A 17,825-nucleotide genomic window follows, 5' to 3' on the forward strand; every position below is an offset into this window, starting at 1 on the left:
ATGAAGATGAAATGGAACACCCGTATTACGGAGTTATTGCACATAGAGTATCCTATTATTCAAGGTGGACTTGCTTATTTAGGTTACGCAGACCTCGCCGCTGCCGTTTCGAATGCTGGTGGATTGGGTCAGGTTACAGCGATGAGTCTTCCGAGCGCAGAGGCGTTACGTTCAGAAATCGAACGGGTCCGTACTATGACCGACAAGCCTTTTGGCGTTAATTTTGCCATCGGTGTGCATGGTATCGGTTATGAAGATCGGGTACAGGTCGCCATCGACGAGAAGGTTCCCGTGGTGAGTATCACCGGTGGGAATCCGGCCCCAATACTGGAAATGCTACAGCAGACTGATATTAAAACGCTCGTGCTCGTCTCTTCACGTAGACAAGCCCAAAAAGCTGAACAATTAGGCGCTTCCGCAGTTATTGTTGTTGGGCAGGAGGGAGGAGGCCACTTGGGACGTGATGATGTAGGGACTATGGTGCTCGTTCCTCAAGTAGTTGATGCGGTTGATATTCCTGTGATTGCTTCAGGCGGGATCGGGGATGGCCGCGGATGGATGGCGGCCCATGCACTGGGGGCTGAGGGAATTGAAATGGGCACACGATTCGTTGCTACGGTTGAATGTGTTCATGCGGCTGCTTCTTATAAAAAAGCCCTAGTAGAAAGCTCCGAGTCAGATACAGTCGTAATCAAACGCTCTATCGGAGCGCCCGCGCGAGTGCTACGTAGTGAGTACATAGATAAGATTCTCGAAATTGAGCGTGTGACTCCGACTTATGAAGCCTTAAAAGAATATATTAGCGGTGCAGCCAATAAGCGCTGGATTTATGATGATGTCAAAGAAGAGGGCATCGGCTGGGCAGGCCAAGTGACAGGGTTGATCCATGATACCCCTACGGTCTCGGAACTAGTCGGCAGGATGGTCAAAGAGGCAGAGTCGATTCGCGGGATGTGGGGAATGCAGGCGTGAAGATGTCAGCAGAGCAGTTGTATCCAAAAGATGAATTAATGAACTGAAAGCTAGGTATTAGATTGACGCTGCTTTATTAAGCTAACGGGCAGGTTTGCTCAATCATCGGGCATTATCGGACTATATTATTGGGAGCGATGGTGCGGCTAATCCGAGGCGTTATGCAAAAGAAGATAATAGTTGGTTGAATCTATCACGCTCCTCCAAAAAAGGGCAATGGCCGCTGTATTGGAATGGAACTAATTGCGAATTTTTAATCAGTTTATTTGTTTCCTGAGCTTGGGTAAACGGAACGACTTTATCATGAATTCCATGAATAATTAATGTGGGCACATCGATTTGTCCAAGATCGTTGTAAACATTCTCGTCTCTTAGCGTGACCATAATGGCGGAGGTCGACCAATTCGCAGCTTGTAAACCCATTAGAAAGAACCATTCGGATTTCGCTTCAGAAATGTACTGAAAGAAAAAGCTCTCCGTTTGGTTTTGCAGCATTTTCGGACGGTCATTGTTTGTCTCTTCGATGATTTTATTCGTAAATTCTTTTGGAACGCTTGATGGAGACGCAGCGTCGATTAAGACGAGTTTAGATACCCCGTACCCTTTATAACGAGCCATATAACGAATTGAGATCGCTCCTCCGGTAGAGTGTCCTGCCAGTGTTATGTTTTTTAGCTGTAACGCTTCGATGACCATACGAAGATCATCTGCTAATCTATCGAAACCGTAACCATCGAATGGTTTATCCGAATTGCCATATCCTCTCCAGTCCATTCCGATACAACGATATCCGAGCTTAGGAAGGAAATTGAACTGATATTCGAACTGGTTATGGTTTAGCGGCCAGCCATGAATAAAAAGTATCGTTTTATTTCCCTTCGGATTGATGTCCTCTATAAATACTTTTACGCCCGGTTCCACAGTAACGAAGTATCCCAAGTGTATCGCCTCATTTTTTTAATGTATTTCCCCGTTAAGATATTCGCCCTAGGCAAGGTTAATGCCTAATTTCAGCGTCAAATTGGGTTAAGATAGTACGTAGAGATTTCTGAGGAATAGCTTGAGTGAAATAATTTCTTCAGATCATTGAGCTCACGGGGTACGTTAGTGGAACAGCGGTTGCTTAGGCAGCCGTTTTTTTATTTGTTCAACTAACTGGCAGTTTAGTTGAAAAGAACATGCTATAGTTTTCTTGTGAACAACAAACTCGCGAAATTCCAAGTTGGTATTTCTATATAATAGACATCAAGATGTCTTTATCGTCTGTTTCTCCTATATTAACTGTGGTAAATTATGGAGAGTACTTATTTAAATGTCTTAGAAGAAAATGACTAGGGGAGAAATACTTCGTGGAAACTCACTCATCCAAATATCAAATGAAAAAGAGCTATATAATATTATTGCTAGTTTTCATATTAGTTATTTTAACCGGTTTTCGCATTTTATGGATGGAAGCGTTTCAATATCCCAAACAGGCGTCAATTCATAATGGGCAATTCGATTTACGCAATTGGAATGCAGAAGATGGCAGCATTCACTTACTTGATGGGGAATGGGAGTTTTATCCCTCGCAATGGTTGATAGATGGTAGTCGACAACAAATGTTAGGCGATAATGCGCCAAGACACATTCAGGTACCGGGAGGATGGAGTGAAGTTTTGCATGCTGACAAGCCATCTCCATACGGGTATGGCTCTTATCGTTTGCTTCTTTATGTAGACCCGGCGAAGCATCTTAATTATAGTATTCGTGTACCCAGTGTACGCACTGCATCAGAATTATATGTAAACGGTCGATTACTTACTAAATCCGGACAGGTGGCGACAACAAAGGATGAATATATTTCGAAGGACCTACCTTATTCTACAACCTTTACAGCAGATGACAACGGTGTAATCGAACTCGTGATTCAGGCGGCAAATTATGTGGATAGTCGAAGCGGGGGCATTGTCCGATCCATAAAATTCGGTTCAGAAGAAGCCATTGCCAAAGAGATGAAGACTTCCATTTTTATGCAGTTTTTAGCAGCAATTATTTTTATTATGCACGCTGTCTATGCACTTATTTTGTATTTAATAGGAAATAAGGAAAAGAAGCTGCTTTATTTTAGTTTGCTTGCATTATGTGTAACGATCACGAGTGTCTTTAGTACGGATGAGAAGTTGTTCCATCAGTTATTTTACATTGGAATTGATTGGGATTTTAGGCTGACTAATATTGCTTTCGTTATTGCAGCCTATGCTTTGCTCCAGTGTACGAATCATCGCGAGCTTCCATATTGGCGTAGGATGTACCCTGTCTATAAAATAATGAATCTAGGGACTGCCGGCATCACGTTGTTTTTAAATCCAACTCAGGTGATCATGCTCTTCCCTATTTATTATGTATTAGGTGGTACTGCTGCAGTTATAACGCTGATTACGATGTTTAAAAAAGTAATTAAAGATTTAAAGAGCAATCTTTTACTGCTTTTCTCTTTTCTTGCGTTGATGAACTATGCTCTTTGGTCGTTAATCTTGCTGGATAGCGGTTTGAGTCTTGTCTATTATCCGTTCGATTTGATTATTGCGATAGCTTGTTTAGCCTCTGTATGGTTTAAAGATTATTTTATCATGCATGCGAACACGAAAGAGCTTGCGACAACATTGCAAAGGATGAATGACCATAAAGATCAATTCCTAGCAAATACTTCTCATGAATTTAAAAATCCGCTTCATAGTATTCTTAATATGTCACAATCCGTTTTAAAACGGGAGCGGCATTTGTTGCAGGAAAGGAGTATCAAAGAGCTTGAAACAGGTTTATCTGTAGGACGTCGAATGACATTGATATTAGACGATTTAATTGATGTGATGAGTTTACGGGAAGGCAATCCGCGCATACACAAAAGAGTCATATATATTCAGCCAATTGTGACCGGAGTACTTGATATGCTGCAATTAAATGCAGATGTGAAGTCTGTAAAAATTGCAAATCAAATTCCTGAAGATTTTCCTCCAGTAAATGCGGATGAGAACCGGGTTGTTCAAATCGTTTTCAATTTACTTCATAATGCTGTGAAATATACGAATGATGGGGTCATTTCGATTCAAGCTTTTGTAAAAGATGGACGAGCCTATATAGTTATTGCTGATACCGGGATCGGAATGGATGAGAACATGCTTAAGCGCCTATTCCGTCCGTACGAGCAAGCCAGCACGAGTGAGACTATGATTGATGGTGGCTTTGGGTTGGGTTTAAGTATAAGCAAGCAACTGGTTGAGCTTCATGGAGGTACGTTAGTAGTGTCCTCTGTTTTAGGAGAGGGCTCAAAATTCACATTTTCATTAAGGCTAGCAGGTTTGGAAGAGGAGGAAGAGAATGAATTGACCAACTCATTTGAACCATTACAATCCATGCCGATTCAAGAAATAGCCTCCTCAGTGTATATGGAAAAAGTGAAGATTCCCCCAGCTACCAATCAAACAACTTTAATAGAAATGAATCGTGAACGTCCGATTCTATTAGTTGTTGATGATGATCCTGTCAACCTTCAAGTACTTGAAGCCATACTACCACCAGACGAATATGATTTAACGATGGTAACGAGTGGTAAAGAGGCATTAGCTGTACTGGACACTAAGGAATGGGATCTGGTCATCTCCGATATCATGATGCCACAGATGTCCGGTTATGAGCTGACACGAATGATTCGTGAGCGGTTTACACTCACGGAGCTCCCTGTATTGCTCCTTACCGCAAGAAGCCAACCGAAAGATATTCAGAGCGGCTTTATAGCGGGGGCAAACGATTATGTGACGAAGCCAGTGGAAGCAATAGAAATAAAATCGCGGATTGAGGCGTTAGCTACGATTAAACAATCGGTTCGAGAACAACTGCGATTAGAAGCTGCATGGCTGCAAGCGCAAATCCAGCCTCATTTTATATTTAATGCGTTGAATGCTGTAACAGCTTTAAGTGATATTAATTTGGATAAGATGCGTATTTTGCTCGATGAATTCAGCAATTTTCTGAGGAATAAATTTGAATTTCAAAACATGGATAGGCTTGTTCCGATCGAAGAGGAGTTAAGTCTAGTACGTTCTTATCTATATATTGAAGAGGTTCGGTTTGAAGAAAGGTTACAGGTTATTTGGGAGACGGATGACCGTGGGGACATAAAAGTCCCATTTCTTACGATCCAGCCTCTCGTTGAAAATGCGATAAGACATGGCATAATGAAGCGCAATCGTGGAGGAACGATTCTTATTCGGATTTCTGTCTATGAGACGCATGCAGAGATAACCGTTGAAGACGATGGGGACGGAATAGACGAGGTCCAATTGCAAGGAATATTAGAAAGGAAAGCAGATAGTCGTTCAGGCGTCGGATTGATTAATACGGATCTGCGATTAAAACGACACTTTGGAACAGGACTCCATATCACAAGTACGTTAGGTACAGGGACAAAGGTAACTTTTCATGTACATAACAGGTTGAATAGTGGGGATAAAGCTAGGTGATAAATAAGTGATTTAATGAGGAGCAACCTTGGCCGCTCTAAGCTACATGGAAATACGACTCTATGTACTTTGCAGGAGTGATCCCGGATCCTAAAGTAATGTCTGAGGCGGATTTTGAACGGTGGATTGAGGCAGCTATGCTATCGGATTTTGTGGTAGCAGTAACTTTGGCAGTAACGGATATTGCGCAAGAACTAGCCGATAAATGGATTGCAAGTGGTGTAGAGCTGAAAATGTCGGAGGGTTGGAATTGTTACTGCTGGCTGCTCGGAAATCGCAAGGATAGTGAATTTTCCGAAGGGAAAAAAACGATATTTTGGGTGCGATGAGCGAAGAAACATGTGGAAAAGGCGGGAGACCATGAACGCACTACAGGAAGAAGCACTGGAAGAGATGAAAGCGGCAATTTATGAGTGGTTTGAGGAACAAGAGAAACGAAAGGACGTGGAGGGCGCTGTCAGGCGTACCACGCTGCAAGTGGGCATTTTTAACGACATTGTGCTGGATTATCGACCGGGTAGGACTAGCGTTGGCAGTTCGGATTTTAGAAGGAATGCTTCAGGGCGCAAGTCGATGAAGGCGTCTCCTTTTACGCAGGAGGAGGTCTTGCATGAGGTGCAGCCCCGGTTGACGAGCATCGTAAGGGAGAAACTGGACAAGTTGCATACGTCGGCCCTTATCGATTACCGATTTACCTTGAAGGGAAGATTCGCAACGGCAGACGGGCCCGTGAGATTAACGGTGTTTGACATCATATATGAAGAGAAAAAGCGGCAGCTTCTGGAGCGGGTTGAGTCCTATATCGAGCAAAAACTGGAGAAGGGTGCTTACCCGACAAAGCCGTTAGAAACTTTCTTTTTGACACGCCATCTGTTGGACCCGTATTTGTTCAACGAACCGGACGTCGGACGGACGATTGCTATATTTGACCGGATTCAGGCGTTGAATAAAGAACGGGCGCAAGCGCTGAGGGAGCATCGAAGCGATATCATTCGAGCTTTAACCCACTGGACCGAGGAAGTATTCCTGCCACGTCACTATGATGTTACGCTTTCCGAATACAAAACCAATGAAAATGGAATCAAGCCGGATAAGGCTCTCAAGCATATGGATGAGCCGAACCAGCCTATCGATCTGCTGTTGTACGGCGCTGTGATGATTCTTCGTTACGAGCCAAGTTACAGTAAAGCCAAGGGCATGACTTTTCTGGAGCTTGCGAGGCAGCTGGGCAGCGGCAAAGCCGAACGCATGTTGAAGGAAGGTAGCGACACCTTCGCGCGTGAAGACATTCATCTGCGTGACGAGTTGACTGAATGCAAGGCTAACGATGTGTTTTCCATCATTACGGTCGTTATTCGTAAAGAAGAGGCTGGTGCGTACGAACGGGCGATTTCGTTCATTCTCTCCCTACTACGGAAGGGTTTCCCAAAAAGCTACAAAATCAAGCTAAAATCCAGCGTGAGAGAGGCATTACCCATTAAAGGACTTGCCAAATCGGATACGCATCGTTTTTTCGCAAATGCACTGGCCTATTCCGAGCTGTACCCGTTATTGGAGGAATACGCTCGTGAGGCGATGGAAGAGTTCGTGTGGTACGAGGATACGGAAGGTGAGAAAAGCGTCATGCCGGGCAGTTATGCCGTATTCGGGTTGGGACTCACGGACGAGCGTTATTTTCCGTTGGTAGAGACCTATATGGCCCTTGTAGACGAGGAGCATCAGCTGGTGCAGGACAAGTTCACGGCTGTTTTCGCCGAGACCCATGGCATAACCGAACGCTCGATGCCCGCCTTGATCGCTTGCCTGCGTTGCTCTCATGATTCGCTGAAGCTGAGGATTCAGCCTGAACTGGAAAGTGAAGACAAGCTATCGCTATTGGTGCAGCATGTCGAGGCTTTACCGAATTACGAGGCCGAACGAGTGCTGTATCCGATTTTAGGCAAGGCGGAGAAGCTGGCTGTATTGGCTCGAAAGGCGCAGGAACCGCGTAAGGGGCTGTTGCTTCGATTGCTAAAGGCAGCGGAACAAGCTTGACGATAGGGAGGCTATCCTGTGTGAAGATCATTCGCAAATTAGCATACCACGTCAAAAAACCTTGAGAAGACGATCGAAGCATTAAGAGCGTTAAGCGAAGGAGCATGCCGCGGCAGCTCCTTTTACTTTTTTCGCCGCTAGCCCCGTTACGGTGAACCTTACCATAAGTGACATGTGATAGATCTTTTGAAACAAGAAGCCGAAAACTTCTGAATTTTTGTAGAGATTTCAAACACGTTTATCATAATAAAAAATACACCTACAGCGATTGGGGATTAGAAAACTTATAACTGAGAGAGAATTCTGGAAAATACAACTGCAGTTGTTAGGAATGTATTTTAACACAAAGTTTTTGAACAAACGGGAAACGTTAGTTCAATGACAATAGCAGCAGTCTACTTATTTTTCAAAAGCTGGCAATTCTTCAATTCAAAAACCACGCTAAATCAACAGCTCCAGTCTGATACTTTATTTTCACTGAACAGCTCGTTTCTATTCAAGCGCTAATATAGTATAAATTAATGGAGAAAGCAAAAAAATGTGCCTATTAATAACCAAAAAACGGAGGCAAAGTCATGAGTGAGATTGCTAAAACATCAAAACCACCTTATATGCAGTGATTTTTACATCTGAACGAACTGATGGAGATAACCAATATGCGGAAATGGCAGATGAAATGTTGAAACTCACTTATAAAACAAGAGTTTGTAAGGTTGAAAGGGATTATAGATTTGAAAGGGTCTGAACAAGTCGAGTATGGTGCGGGGAAAAGAGAAAGCCCATCACAGTAAGTTGAAAGTGATTCATGTCCAACTTATTAGGGATGGGCTATCTTTGATTTTAATATCTTTCGGATACTCTTGATATTTTCTTTTCTACAAATGAAGAATAGTCAGTTCCTTAGGGAAGCTTGTTAAGGTTTCCGCACCTTCAGCTGTAATAATCAGATCATCTTCGATACGCACACCCGCTAGTCCCGGTACATAAATCCCTGGCTCAACGGTGAATACATTGCCGATCTCGATAATGTCATCGTTCTGTCCATGGAGTGATGGATATTCATGAACATCCATACCCAGTCCGTGTCCGACACGGTGCAAGAAATATTCTCCGAATCCGGCTTCCTCAATCACATCACGCGCAGCTTTGTCGACAGAACCGAAAGGAGCTCCAGGATTGGAAGCAGCGATCCCAGCTTCGTTGGCAGCCAGCACGGTGTTATAGATCGTGATTAGCTTGTCGTCCACGGATTCAATAGCAAAGGTACGTGTAATATCAGAAGCATAACCATCAGCATACACCCCAATATCAAACATCAGGAAGTCGCCTGGCTGAATGACCCGGTTGCCTGGAACACCGTGAGGCAGGGCTGTTTTTGGACCAGAAAGCACCATAGTGTCGAAGGAAGGGCCGGAAGCGCCAACCTTTTTCATTAGATATTCCAGTTCCGCTACTAAATCGTTTTCTGTAACGCCTGTTTTCACATGGGTAAGCACGCGGCGCAAAGCTTCCTCAACTAGCTCAGCGGCATGTTTCATGCGTTTAACTTCATCTGGGGTCTTTTTGGAGCGCATGCTACGCAGCAATGGACCTATATCACTAAAACGTTCTGCTGGAACGGCTGCGGTTAGATGCTCAAAACGGGCTACTGAGAAATGTTCCTTCTCTATACCAAGAGTACCTAGCTTACTGCTGCCGAAACAATCTTTAAGCAGGTTATAGGGATTATCGGTATCATTATGAGTTATGATTCTGGTGACCGAAGAAGCTGCTTGAGCCGCTTCTGCATCTAGTGCGGGTAGAATGAGCATTGGCTCTTCTCCGCGTATCAACAGCAGACCGAGAAAACGTTCATGCGGATCGCTGGCGAATCCGGTTAAATAGTAAACATGTTTGGGATCTGTTACGAGCAGGGCATCAAGGCCTTCGCCCGCCATTTGCTGCTCTAGGCTTGTCAGAGCATTATTCATAGTTGGTGTTCCCCTTTCAACTTCACGATTAGAACTGCAATATTCCTATTATAGATCAAAAATAGACTAGACGCACGAGACGGACTACATCTATCGTTGGCTAATCATAACATGCCTATTCGCAAGCTTTCCGTAAAGAAGGATGCATATTTGATCACCTATACTTTTAAAACCTGACAAGAAGCTTTTCTTGAGCCTACTAGTTGGTGTAACATAATCTTAAATATACTTCTCGTAAGGTTAGGCGGAAGCTTATTGGGGTACGGTTGTTGAGAGAGGAGTGATTCTTGGGATGAGAGGTAAAATTGCACTTGTAACTGGAGCAAATTCTGGTATGGGGCTAGCGACGACAGTTGAACTGGCTCGCAAGGGAGCCAAAGTAATTATGGTATGCCGTAATCGCCAGCGTGGAGAGGAAGCACTGGCTGCCGCCAAGCAAAAGAGCCACTCCGTGGATATCGAGCTGATGTTGTGTGATCTGGCCTCGCTGGAGAGCATTCGCAGTTTTGCGGAGGAATTCACCCGGAAATATCCGATTCTAGATATACTCATCAATAACGCTGGGGTAGTCACGATTAAGCGTCAGCTTACGAAGGACGGCTTTGAGATGGATCTTGGTGTGAACCATTTGGGTCATTTTTTGCTCACGAATCTGTTACTGGAGCCTTTAAAAGCAGCAGAGCAAGGCCGTATCGTTGTGGTTGCTTCCGGTGCTTACAAAATAGGTGCACTTCACTATGAAGATCCAACTCTCGCACGCCGTTTCAATCCCGCAAAAGCCTATGCTCGATCCAAGTTAGCCAATATACTGTTCACGAAAGAGTTGGCAGCACGCCTGCAAGGGACAAGAGTAACGGTGAATTGCGTGCATCCAGGAGCAGTGGGCACAAATATAGGTGTTAACCGGGAGACAGGCTTTGGCAAGTCGATCCTTAAGCTGCTGTCATACTTCTTTTTAACTCCTGAACAAGGAGCCGATACAGCGATCTATTTGGCTACGGAATCGGATTTGCAAGAGGTAACCGGTCAATATTATTATCGACGAAAGAATCAGGAGCTGACTCCCAGAGCGAAGAATAAACAAGAGGCGCAGCGGCTGTGGCAATGGAGCCAGGAGCAGGTCGGCCTGAGTGAATTAACACATTTGGAGGAATCAAGGGATGAATTGGGAGAATAGCAGGATTGAAGATGCAAAACCTACAGACTTAGCAGCTATTGTGGAGATTTATAACTCAACGATTGCTGGACGGATGGTAACTGCGGATCTGGAACCTATTACTGTTGCAGACAGAGAAAAATGGTTCAATGAGCATAACAGCCACCATCGTCCTTTATGGGTACTTAGGCAGGGAGATGAGATTGCGGCATGGTTCAGCTTTCAATCCTTCTATGGTCGTCCAGCGTATAATGCAACAGCAGAAATTAGTGTATACGTGAGTGAAAAGTTCCGTGGTGGTGGAGCCGGTAGAATTCTTTTGAAAGAGGCCATTGAGAAAGCACCTAGTCTCGGCATTAAGAATCTAGTTGGTTTTGTGTTCGGACATAATGATCCAAGCCTTGGTTTGCTAGAAAAATTCGGTTTTAAGCAGTGGGGATTACTACCCGGTGTAGCTGAATTGGATGGTATAGAACGTGATTTAGTGATTGTTGGACTTAAAATCTAACTGCCACAATTGAAACGCTTACATTTTGAATGTTGAGCTTACGCTATTTGTGTCACAATCAATCCATATTTTTGACCAACGCTGCAAATCCCGGATAACTGTCTCCAAGGCAAGTCCTTTATCCGTTAAAGAATATTGGATTCGCACAGGTGTCTCAGGGAATACTTCTCGAAGGACAATCCCTTCCAGTTCCAGCTCTTTAAGTCGTTCGGAGAGCAATCTTCCGCTGATGGGCAAGGCTGCTTCAATCACATTGAAACGTTGCGGTCCTTGGAGGAGCTGGTAGATAATTAAACCTGTCCAACGCCTGCCGATAATATCCATACTTTTTTGTAGCTGGGGACATAAATCAGTGGACTTCATATGGCTCACCTCTTAGTGAACATTATAAACGAAAAGACCAATAATTTAAACAAATTCCAATTTAATTCATAACTAGAAGGGATGATTGACAGTGGCTAAAAAAAAGAAAATGCCTACCACTCCGCGTCCTGCTGCGACCGATGGACCAGCTACGCTAAAAGACCTGTTGAGCAGTGATGTTCTTGGAAAGCTGAAGGCACAATCTGATGCGTTGAAAGCGGAAGAGAATGACCGCAAGGAAGCTGCTCGTAAAGCGGTTGAAGATCAGCGAAAAGCTGAGCAAAAGCGGCTTGAGAATGATTTTGCACATCTGTTGGAGAACAGTAATCAGGATTGGCACAAGTATAAATAACTGCTATAGCTAGCGGAAATAGATCATGTGATAAAGAGATGCCTATTAGGGTGTCTCTTTTTTAATGTTATTTATAAAATTCAATTGTTTTAAATTTTACTATACGAAAGGGTTGACCCTCAAAGTGGGCTTAGGTATAATCGAACATAGTGCAAATGAAAATCATTATCAATACCGATAATATCATCTATTTCCCAAACTATTTAACTATTAAACAGATAAGGAACAACTCATGAAACTAAAATATTTGTCCCTACTTCTAATAGTATTCTCATTTATATCTTTGTTTATAGGCGTAAAAGACATTTCACCTTTGGATCTTTTTTCGCTTACAGAATCTCAGATGCAGACTCTGTTAGTCAGCCGGATTCCACGCTTAGCTGCACTGATTATAGCTGGTGTAAGCATGAGTATTGCCGGATTAATTATGCAGCAATTATCACGGAATAAATTCGTTTCTCCCACTACGGCGGGCACGATGGATTCCGCGAAATTCGGTATTCTCGTGTCCCTGATGCTGTTCACAGGGGCGACACCGATGCAGAAGCTGCTCGTTGCTTTTGTTTTTGCCCTACTGGGAACATTTATATTTATGAGAATCTTAGATCGGATCAAGTTCAAGGATAGTATTTTTATCCCGCTGGTCGGACTCATGTTCGGGAACATTGTAGGCTCGATTACTACATTTTTTGCTTACAAAAATGATTTGGTTCAGAATATCTCATCTTGGATGCTTGGCGATTTCTCAACGATTATTAAGGGTCAATACGAATTAATCTATATCAGTATTCCACTTGTCATTCTCGCGTATGTTTTCGCCAATAAGTTCACCGTTGCCGGGATGGGGGAGGATTTCTCCGTCAATCTCGGTATGAACTACAAAGCGGTAGTGAACGTAGGATTGGTGATTGTAGCGTTAATTTCTTCAGTTGTTATTTTAACCGTAGGTACGATTCCATTCCTGGGTCTTGTTGTACCTAACATAGTAACGCTATACATAGGCGATAACTTGAAAAAAAATCTGGCGCATACTGCCATTCTAGGTGCGGTGTTTCTCCTGTTCTGTGATATTCTGGGCAGGCTCATTATATATCCATACGAAATATCCATCAGTCTCACGGTAGGCGTCATCGGAAGTGGTCTATTTATCTACTTGCTGATGAGAAGAAAGGCGAATTAGTGATGAAGACGAAACTAACTATATTATCCTTAAGCGCTGTTGCTCTCATCGTCTTGTTTATGACCTATCATGTTATGGGAAATTGGGATTATGTTCTACCCAGTCGGGGGAGAAAGCTGGCGGCCATCTTAATTACCGGAGCGGTGATAGCTGTCTCTACCGTAGTTTTTCAGAGCATTACGAACAATCGGATTTTGACACCTAGTATTCTGGGGCTAGACTCTTTGTACATGTTGATCCAGACGTTCGGTGTATACGCCCTAGGCTCATCAAATATGACGTTTATGAATAAAAATGTGAATTTCTTGTTCTCAGCTTGCATCATGGTTCTGTTCTCAGGTGTGCTGTATAAGCTAATGTTCCGCAGAGAGGGTCAAAACATATACTTCCTGCTGCTCGTAGGACTTATTATGGGGACGATGTTCCAGAGTGCATCTTCTTTTATGGAAGTGCTCATTGATCCGAATGAATTCCTGATTCTACAAGGAAAAATGTTCGCCAGCTTCAACAACGTCAGCAGTGATCTACTGATATTGTCTACAGTTGTTCTAGCGCTAACTACGCTGTATTTCATGCGATTTGTGAAGTATTTAGATGTTATTTCTTTAGGAAAAGATGAAGCCATTAACTTAGGGATCAATTATGACTATGTAGTCAAAAGGCTGTTAGTTATTGTATCCATCTACGTTTCGATATCAACGGCTTTAGTAGGGCCGATCACTTTCTTGGGTTTATTAGTAGCCAATGTGGGGCATCAGTTGTTCCGTACGTATAAGCATTCCTATCTGATTCCCGGCACGATTTTGCTAAGTATTATAGCGCTTGTCGGGGGACAGTTTCTAGTTGAACGTGTGTTTGGATTCACTACTACGGTTAGTGTAATCATTAATTTTGCAGGTGGCGTCTACTTTGTCTATCTGCTGTTAAAGGAGAATAAGTCGTGGTAGAAGTTAAGCATGTAACCAAGCGTTATGGCGGGATTACCGTCGTTGACGATGTGTCTTTATCCATTAAAAAGGGTACTATTACCTCGTTTATCGGCCCTAACGGAGCTGGTAAAAGCACGTTGCTTTCCATGATCAGTAGACTTATCTCCAAAGACGCGGGAGAGGTACTGATCGAAGGAAAGGAAATTGGCAGCTGTAAGAGTAATGAACTTGCTCGTAAAATATCGGTACTAAAGCAGTCCAATCATATCAGCGTACGCCTTACCGTAAAGGAACTTGTTTCTTTCGGAAGGTTCCCTTATTCACAGGGAAAGCTCACACCTGAGGATCGAGCGTTCGTTGACGAAGCGATTGCTTACATGGACCTTCAAGAGATGCAGGATAAATATATTGATCAGCTTAGCGGTGGACAACGTCAGAGAGCATATATTGCGATGGTTATGGCTCAGGATACGGAGTATATTTTACTCGATGAACCACTCAACAACCTGGATATGAAGCATTCTGTACAAATTATGAAGGTGTTACGCCGATTGGTAGAAGAGAAGGGCAAGACGATTGTGCTCGTCATTCATGATATTAATTTCGCTTCTTGTTACTCTGACTACATTGTAGCGCTCAAGAATGGGCGGGTAGCTTCATCGGGTACGGTGGATGAAATTATTGATACGGCAGTGCTTAGGGATGTATATGACATGGATATCCCTATAGAAACAATAGCTGGTCGTAAAATTGGTGTCTATTTTTAAACAAGACTCCGCTTATATTTCGGAAATTATTATGACGTAACGCTAGAAGTGATAGGCGCCAGCTTCTTGACGTATACGCGAATAATTCAAATAGCTTGACTATAAATTATAGGGGTGAATATTTTGAAGAAGAACGTATCTTTACTAATCATGACAGTGTTTCTTGCCGTAATCTTGGCGGCCTGTGGCTCCAATAATGCAGCAACTTCAGATAATAATACAGCAGCGGCAGGCAATACAGAGGCTACTACTGCACCGAATACAGAATCCAAAGAGCTTACTATTAAGCATGAACTTGGAGAAATTACGATTAAGAGTAACCCGCAGAAAGTCGTTGTATTTGACTTCGGTACACTCGATACTTTGGATAAACTGGGCGTAGAGGTGACTGGAGTGCCTCAAAGCAATGTACCCTCTTATCTCTCTAAATATAGCGATGCCAAATATGAGAATGTCGGTGGTTTGAAAGAGCCTGACTTCGAAAAAATAAATAGTCTTTCTCCTGATCTGATCATCATTTCCGGCAGACAGCAAGATTCTTATGATGAATTCAGCAAAATTGCACCTACACTGTACGTTGCTGTAGATAATGCGAATTACATGGAATCCTTCACGAAGAATGTGAAGACGCTGGGCCAAATTTTTGGCAAGGAAGCTGAAGTAGAGACTGAACTTACTGCTATTAATGACTCCGTTAAAGCTCTGAATGAAAAAGCTAAAGCCGATGGTAAAAAATCTCTTATTATTCTTGCCAATGAAGGAAAAATCAGTGCTTATGGTTCAGGTTCACGTTTTGGTATTATCCATGATGTATTCGGATTTGCACAAGCGGATGATAAAATCGAAGTATCCACTCATGGTCAAAGCGTATCTTACGAATATGTAGCCGACAAGAATCCGGATTATCTGTTCGTAGTAGATAGAGATGCGGCTGTGAAGAGTGATGGCAGCAAATCCGGTTCAGCGAAGGATGCAGTTGAGAACGATCTCGTGAAGAACACAAATGCTTTTAAAAACGGTAAAATCATTTACCTTGATCCTAACTACTGGTACTTGTCCGGTGGCGGTTTAATCTCTGTTAGTGAAATGCTCAAAGAAGTTGAGGTTGTTCTGTAAGCAGAGTAACTCGAGGAACTGGTTATTAAGAAGCCTGTTGGCAGGAGTAAACCTCCTTGTCAGCGGGCTTTTTTTCGCATTCTTCCATAGAAATACTGGTATATTCATACTAGTTGCTAAATTTAGCTGTAACTTTTTATGCGAGTATACGTGGTTAGGTTAAGGGGGGAGTGCATGAAGCGAAATTCACTGGATGAAATATATCAGATGTATGTGATGGATATTTACCGCTATTTGCGCTCCCTTTGTGGTGATCATCACGCGGCCGAAGATTTAATGCAGGAGACCTTTTACCGTGCTTATTTATATTTGGAGGATTGTAAAGACGAGAAGATTAAGCCGTGGTTGTTCCGTGTCGCGTACAATGCCTTCGTAGATTATAAGCGGAAGGAAGGACGCAGTACTGTTCAGAGTGAGGATTTTTTTAAACAGCTCGCCCATCCAGATACCACGGAAAGCACGCTGCTTCGGCAGGAACGTTGGGAAGAAATGAGGATTGCGATAGGTGAGCTACCGGACAATCAGAGGCATGCACTTCTGCTACATGATTTTCATGGTCTTAGTTACCTGGAGGCATCGGACATTATGAATGTGGGTCTGTCCCAATATAAGATCTTAATCTTTCGAGCTAGACAGAAGCTGCGTGAAGCAGAGCGGAGGAGGAATGAACATGAGTGAGGAGTTCAAGGAGAAGTTAAGAAGGTACGGCGAAGGTACCCTTGCTGATGAGGATAGGGATGAAGTGGAGCGCGAACTGGAGAAGATGGAAGCTTATCAGGCTTATCTGGATGAACTCATGGGTGAAGAAAAGCCGGCTTCAAGTGAGGATAAGAGCATAAAATTCGGAAAGGGTAAAAGAAACAGATCTGGCAAGGAAAAAAAGATCATCCGCCGCGGTAAATGGAGAGCCCGTATATCGAATACTTTTACGGTAATTTCTGCGTTCTTAATTTTCTTGATTATCAGCAGTGTCATCACCGCGATATTTTATGGCACTGGAGAAAGAGGAGAGACTTATAGTGATGTTGTTTCTTCCGCTATTGCTGTCTCACAGCCGAATACGATTGTACATTTGAGCAGTGGTACCGGTCCATTTTTTAGTATGAATCTGACAAGTAAGATAGAGAAACAAGTGGGAGATGAACAAATCACTGTCGGGGATTATTCAATGAAGCTTCTATTTGGCTGGGCTAGGCTCTACAACTATTCCTGGACGAATGAGAGTAGAAGTGTTGGTTATTACTTTCTATATCCACAGGGGAAGAATGATGCGGCAAATAGTATGGATAATGGCAGTGAGTGGGAGAGATTAGAGAAGCTCCCTGAGGGGACGGTAGCGGAAGCATACTTGTCTTTTGACCAATTATTTACGACAGATGAGCTGTTGAAGAAGTTTGAGCCTAAGAATCTTCAGCCTTTGTGGTTTGCGGCAGATACAGGTCCACGGACACGACAGCCAGTAGTTAATGATCCATTAGGTTTTCCATATATGCCAATTTGGCATGCGGATGATATGAAAGTGACACAGGAATCGAGGGAGAAGCGAGGATGGTTTGGAGGGGTGACTAGCCGTTCAAGTAGTTCTCCATCTGTTAACTCATATGGTGATGGTGAACTGCGTAATGCAAACTTCCTCAAGACGCTGCACTTGATGCAAGAGTATAAATCCATCTCCAAAAGGGTGATTCCATTCATTGATTTGGATGATTCCATTAGTTATATAGAGAAGAATGGAGTTAAGCTCTATGGAGCTGTCGTAACCGGTCCGGTGAAAGAACTGCTCAAGCTGAAGGAAGAAACATGGGTCAGCAGAATGCATGTTGGGGAAGTAAGGCTGTGGAATTGGCGGGATAGGGAGAAGTAGCTGCGGAGTGGAAGAAGTCACAGAACTTGCTTCTCGCTTAAGCAAATCGTACAATTATTTGAATATTAGATTTATGAATAAGTATGATAACCAAAGTTGAGGATGATAGATT

The 17,825-nt window shown here is 43.2% G+C and carries 15 protein-coding genes and 1 pseudogene; 13 read left to right on the forward strand and 3 right to left on the reverse strand.

Going from position 1 to position 17,825, the window contains the following annotated elements; translation table 11 throughout:
- The first annotated feature begins 6 nt into the window (after positions 1-6).
- Positions 7-972 (forward strand): nitronate monooxygenase family protein, encoded by a 966-nt coding sequence (locus MKY19_RS06260; RefSeq protein ID WP_339804186.1) that lies wholly within the window; start codon positions 7-9, stop codon positions 970-972.
- A 159-nt stretch (positions 973-1,131) separates the two neighbouring features.
- Here MKY19_RS06260 and MKY19_RS06265 read toward each other — a convergent pair whose 3' ends face one another.
- A complete protein-coding gene (locus MKY19_RS06265; RefSeq protein WP_076298258.1) occupies positions 1,132-1,911 on the reverse strand; it encodes an alpha/beta hydrolase in 780 nt (259 codons plus the stop codon).
- Between the two features lie 437 nt (positions 1,912-2,348).
- Between MKY19_RS06265 and MKY19_RS06270 the strand changes: the two genes are divergently transcribed.
- From MKY19_RS06270 to MKY19_RS06280, 3 genes and pseudogenes are all read left to right on the forward strand, one after another.
- Positions 2,349-5,474 carry an ATP-binding protein gene (locus MKY19_RS06270; RefSeq protein WP_339804189.1) on the forward strand — a complete coding sequence of 1,042 codons (3,126 nt, stop codon included), beginning with the start codon at positions 2,349-2,351 and terminating at the stop codon, positions 5,472-5,474.
- A gap of 35 nt (positions 5,475-5,509) precedes the next feature.
- Positions 5,510-5,773: pseudogene (locus MKY19_RS06275) on the forward strand (DNA alkylation repair protein); the annotation flags it as partial.
- A gap of 61 nt (positions 5,774-5,834) precedes the next feature.
- Positions 5,835-7,508: a DUF6138 family protein gene (locus MKY19_RS06280; protein WP_339801290.1), complete on the forward strand. Its 1,674-nt coding sequence runs from the start codon at positions 5,835-5,837 to the stop codon at positions 7,506-7,508.
- 875 nt (positions 7,509-8,383) lie between these two features.
- Here MKY19_RS06280 and MKY19_RS06285 read toward each other — a convergent pair.
- The gene (locus MKY19_RS06285) at positions 8,384-9,478 is read right to left on the reverse strand and encodes a Xaa-Pro peptidase family protein (protein WP_339801293.1); all 1,095 of its coding nucleotides are present in this window, start codon (positions 9,476-9,478) and stop codon (positions 8,384-8,386) included.
- Between the two features lie 292 nt (positions 9,479-9,770).
- Here MKY19_RS06285 and MKY19_RS06290 point away from each other — a divergent pair, with 292 nt between their 5' ends.
- Together MKY19_RS06290 and MKY19_RS06295 are read left to right on the forward strand one after the other, a co-directional pair.
- Positions 9,771-10,655, forward strand: a complete 885-nt coding sequence (locus MKY19_RS06290; protein WP_339801297.1) for an SDR family oxidoreductase — start codon at positions 9,771-9,773, stop codon at positions 10,653-10,655.
- Complete coding sequence (locus MKY19_RS06295) at positions 10,639-11,142, forward strand: GNAT family N-acetyltransferase (protein ID WP_042185652.1); 504 nt, start codon at positions 10,639-10,641, stop codon at positions 11,140-11,142. Before MKY19_RS06290 ends, MKY19_RS06295 begins: the two co-directional genes overlap by 17 nt.
- Before the next feature lie 18 nt (positions 11,143-11,160).
- On the opposite strand, the gene MKY19_RS06300 is transcribed toward MKY19_RS06295, so the two are convergent.
- Positions 11,161-11,505 carry a helix-turn-helix domain-containing protein gene (locus MKY19_RS06300; RefSeq protein ID WP_339801300.1) on the reverse strand — a complete coding sequence of 115 codons (345 nt, stop codon included), beginning with the start codon at positions 11,503-11,505 and terminating at the stop codon, positions 11,161-11,163.
- Positions 11,506-11,614: 109 nt separating this feature from the next.
- Here MKY19_RS06300 and MKY19_RS06305 point away from each other — a divergent pair, with 109 nt between their 5' ends.
- The 7 genes from MKY19_RS06305 (at position 11,615) to MKY19_RS06335 (ending at position 17,713) form a co-directional block, all read left to right on the forward strand.
- Positions 11,615-11,857, forward strand: a complete 243-nt coding sequence (locus tag MKY19_RS06305; RefSeq protein ID WP_143759304.1) for a YqkE family protein — start codon at positions 11,615-11,617, stop codon at positions 11,855-11,857.
- A 232-nt stretch (positions 11,858-12,089) separates the two neighbouring features.
- A complete protein-coding gene (locus tag MKY19_RS06310) occupies positions 12,090-13,037 on the forward strand; it encodes an ABC transporter permease (protein ID WP_042125010.1) in 948 nt (315 codons plus the stop codon).
- A gap of 2 nt (positions 13,038-13,039) precedes the next feature.
- A complete protein-coding gene (locus tag MKY19_RS06315; RefSeq protein WP_042125012.1) occupies positions 13,040-13,984 on the forward strand; it encodes an iron chelate uptake ABC transporter family permease subunit in 945 nt (314 codons plus the stop codon).
- Positions 13,978-14,733 (forward strand): ABC transporter ATP-binding protein, encoded by a 756-nt coding sequence (locus MKY19_RS06320; protein WP_339801304.1) that lies wholly within the window; start codon positions 13,978-13,980, stop codon positions 14,731-14,733. The genes MKY19_RS06315 and MKY19_RS06320 overlap by 7 nt, the downstream gene beginning before the upstream one ends.
- Positions 14,734-14,856: 123 nt before the next feature.
- Positions 14,857-15,849, forward strand: a complete 993-nt coding sequence (locus MKY19_RS06325; protein ID WP_280788796.1) for a siderophore ABC transporter substrate-binding protein — start codon at positions 14,857-14,859, stop codon at positions 15,847-15,849.
- Between the two features lie 174 nt (positions 15,850-16,023).
- On the forward strand, positions 16,024-16,527 hold the full coding sequence (locus MKY19_RS06330; RefSeq protein WP_042185661.1) for a sigma-70 family RNA polymerase sigma factor: 504 nt from the start codon (positions 16,024-16,026) through the stop codon (positions 16,525-16,527).
- On the forward strand, positions 16,520-17,713 hold the full coding sequence (locus MKY19_RS06335) for an anti-sigma factor (RefSeq protein ID WP_339269379.1): 1,194 nt from the start codon (positions 16,520-16,522) through the stop codon (positions 17,711-17,713). The genes MKY19_RS06330 and MKY19_RS06335 overlap by 8 nt, the downstream gene beginning before the upstream one ends.
- The last annotated feature ends 112 nt before the right edge of the window (positions 17,714-17,825 follow it).

The organism is Paenibacillus sp. FSL R5-0744, assembly GCF_037972555.1.
GTDB lineage: Bacteria > Bacillota > Bacilli > Paenibacillales > Paenibacillaceae > Paenibacillus_AQ.